We start from the raw sequence: 3141 nt of genomic DNA, 5'->3' as shown, positions 1-3141 counted from the left end.
ACCTGCGCCTGGGGCTTCGTCGGGGCGTACAGCTGAGCCTTGGGCCCCGGCGACTTCGCGAGATGGCCCTTGCCTTCGAGCAGGTTCATCATCGTCTGCACCGTCGTGTAGGCGATGTCCCGCCGCGTGCGCAGGTCTTCGTACACGTCGCGGACGGTCGCCTTGCCGAGAGGCCAGACGACCTTCATGATCTCCAGTTCCTGAGGGGTGAGGCCGGGGGCCCGCTTGCGCATACTAATTACTTAGTATTACGCACGTCCACATGTCAAGCGGAGGCTCTGCTGGTTTCAGCGGGCCTTGCGGACACCGTACTGCTGGGGCCCCTGTCCTTCAACGACCAGGACCGCAGGCGAGCAGAACCGCCAGGCTCCGGACGGAACTCATCGAGCGGTCAGTATCCCAGGACCCCTGCGCCAGCTTCAGCGCGCGGCGGCGGACGGCGGCAGCTTTCAGGTCGACACCTGCCTGCATGTGCATCCAGAGCCGTCAGCCGTGAGCCGCCTCGGCGCGCAACCGCAACCCGAGCGCCCCCATCACCTTCAGGATCGTGTCGAAGTCGGGGCTGCGGTCACCGGAGAGCGCCTTGTAGAGGCTCTCACGCGAGAGACCGGCATCGCGCGCCACCTGACTCATCCCCTTGGCGCGGGCCACGTCGCCGAGCGCCTTGGCGACAAACGCGGCATCGCCATCCGCCTCCTCGAAGCACGCCTCGAGGTAGGCGGCCATCTCCTCGGGCGTCCTCAGGTGTTCCGCTACGTCGTAACGAGTCGTGGTCGTCTTCTTCATCATCATCACTCCGAAAGCCCGCGTGCCAGCTGCAGCGCCGCCTTGATGTCCGCGGGTTGCGTGTGCTTGCTGCCGCCCGCGAGCAGCACGATCACAGTCCGGCCGCGTCGGGTGAAGTACACGCGGTATCCCGGACCAACATCGACGCGCAACTCAGAGACTCCCTCGCCGACGGGCGCGACATCGCCCGGATTGCCCGCCGCGATCGTTCGAGGCGTGCCTGGATGCGCGCACGGCCGTGCAGATCGCGCAACTCATCGAGCCATCGCGCAAAGCGCGCCGTCTTGCGCAGCTCGATCATCACGCTTCGAATGTATCCTACTGGCTACACCCCGCCAACCGGCCCGTCGACGCCGCGCCATTCTGCCTCCGTCTGGTGTTCCGAAGCCGACGTGACTCGAGCGCCGAGGCGGCCATCACGCGCGGCTGTGATTGTGCCGGCCGGACGACCGGCTGGTGCCGAGAGGCGCCATGCCACACCGGCCAAGGCGCACCCGTACAACACGTCCACCACGTAGTGCTGCTTCACGAACACGGTCGAGAGGCTGATCCCCACCGCGACGAGACTGAGACCCGCGCGCGCGGGCCTCGACACCTGCGCCGCCAGCACGGCGAGCCAGCTGAGCGCGACATGCAGGCTCGGGAAGTGGTTGTACGGCTTGTCCATGTACTCGAGCGACAGCAGCCACGTGTGCAGCGAGGTGACCTCGAGGTGAGGCCGCTCGAAGTACACCGGAAACACCAGATACGTCGTGTAAGCGACCAGCAGCGTCAGGCCGGTGGCGACGGCCAATCGCCGGAACGTCACATAGTCGCGAATCGTGACGAAGAGGAACGCCCCGATGAAGTACGTGATCACATACAGGTATTCGAAGACGGGCAGAAACGGCAGCCGTTCCTCGCCTGGCAGAAACAGGACGTGCGCGGCACGGCCCACGCTGAAGACGTTGATTGGCACGTATGTGGCTGTGAACACGACGTACCCGACCGCCAGAGCCACCGCAAGGCGCGGCTTGCGCACACGCCCCGTCGCATCGCTCAGCCATCGTTCGAGACGGGCGTCGAGCGCTCCCATTACGATGCCCGTCGGAACGTCATGCTCACGGCGCCCGCTGGACGCAGCAGCATTCGTGGTCGGGTGGCGATCGGGAGGTCCTGCGTGAGCCGAAAGTCGTACGTCCGCACGAACGTCGCGACGATCAGCAGAATCTGCATCACGGCCATGTTGTTGCCGATGCACACCCTTGGACCTCCGCCGAAGGGAATATACGCGAACGGATGCCGCGTGTGGCTCTGTTCCGGCTCGAACCTTCCCGGATCGAATGTGTCGGCGTCGCGCCAGTGGCCCGGATTGCGGTGGGTGCCGTAGATGTACGGCATGACCAGCGTGCCCGCCGGAATGTGGATACCCGCGATATCGTCGTCGTGGAGCGCGATGCGGTCGATGGTCCAGAAGGGCGGGTAGAGGCGCAGTGCCTCGTCGATGACCCGGCGCGTGCCCGACAACTGGTGCAGATTGTGATAGTCGATTGGCTGGTCGCCGATCACGGACTCGACCTCGTTCCTCAGCTCGCGGATGTACCTGGGGTGGCGGGCCAGAAGGTAGAAGATCCACGTCAGGGCGTTCGACGACGTTTCGTTTCCGGCCACCATCAGCTGGAGGCTCTCGATGAGCACCTGCGCCTGGCTCATGCGCTCACCGGTGTCGTGATAGGTCGACTCCATCAGCAGGCGCAGGAAGTCGTGGCCGCCACCGTCGTGGTTCAGTCGCTCCTGGATGTGCCGGAGCACGAGTGTGTCGGCAGCAACCCGGATGCGCTGGTACCGCGCGTACTCGCCGGTGAGCCTGAACCACCGCCGCTTGTAGGGCTGCACGACCTGACGAAGGATGAACGCCTGAATCTCGGCGATCGCATCACCGATCTGCTGCAGCTCGGCGTCGGTGAGACTGCGACCGAACAGGGCGCGCCCTACCAGCCGCAAGGTGAACCGCACCATCTGCTGGTGTATGTCCACCGGCCCGCGTTGAACGTCGCACTCGAAGCCCGCCATGAGGTCGTGGAGGACACCCTGCTGCAGCGGCAAGAGCGTGGCCAGATAACTGGGCCGAAACCCGTGCGCCAGCAGCCGGCGCTGCCGCAGCCACGTGTCACCGTGACTATTGACCAGGCCGTGGCCCTGGAACTCCGCCATCCGTGCCACCTGGATGTCGGACTTCTGGTAGTTGTCCCGGTTGCCACGGAGTACGTGTTCCAGCACCACCGGGTCCGTCGTCACGACGGTGGCGCGGGCCCCGCCGAAGTGAAACGAAAACGTCGGGCCGAGCTGCGTCCGGTACTTCTCGAAGACCGCCAC

4 protein-coding genes and 1 pseudogene are annotated in these 3141 nt (G+C 65.4%); all 5 read right to left on the bottom strand.

What is annotated here, in order from left to right; all coding sequences use genetic code 11:
• The coding region (locus tag Q0C41_RS30890; RefSeq protein WP_291986839.1) for a BlaI/MecI/CopY family transcriptional regulator at nt 1-233 on the bottom strand (233 nt) is incomplete at its 3' end.
• A 253-nt stretch (nt 234-486) separates the two neighbouring features.
• On the bottom strand, nt 487-786 hold the full coding sequence (locus tag Q0C41_RS30885; RefSeq protein ID WP_291990806.1) for an addiction module antidote protein: 300 nt from the start codon (nt 784-786) through the stop codon (nt 487-489).
• Between the two features lie 5 nt (nt 787-791).
• Nucleotides 792-1087, bottom strand: a pseudogene (locus Q0C41_RS30875) (type II toxin-antitoxin system RelE/ParE family toxin).
• 24 nt (nt 1088-1111) lie between these two features.
• Nucleotides 1112-1861 carry a phosphatase PAP2 family protein gene (locus tag Q0C41_RS30870; protein ID WP_291990803.1) on the bottom strand — a complete coding sequence of 250 codons (750 nt, stop codon included), beginning with the start codon at nt 1859-1861 and terminating at the stop codon, nt 1112-1114.
• A partial coding sequence (locus tag Q0C41_RS30865; protein WP_291990801.1) for a cytochrome P450 occupies nt 1861-3141 on the bottom strand: 1281 nt, incomplete at its 5' end. The genes Q0C41_RS30870 and Q0C41_RS30865, both read right to left, overlap by 1 nt.

The organism is Luteitalea sp., from assembly GCF_022842525.1.
Taxonomy (GTDB): Bacteria; Acidobacteriota; Vicinamibacteria; order Vicinamibacterales; family Vicinamibacteraceae; genus Luteitalea.
This window is presented reverse-complemented; position numbering and strand designations above follow the sequence as displayed.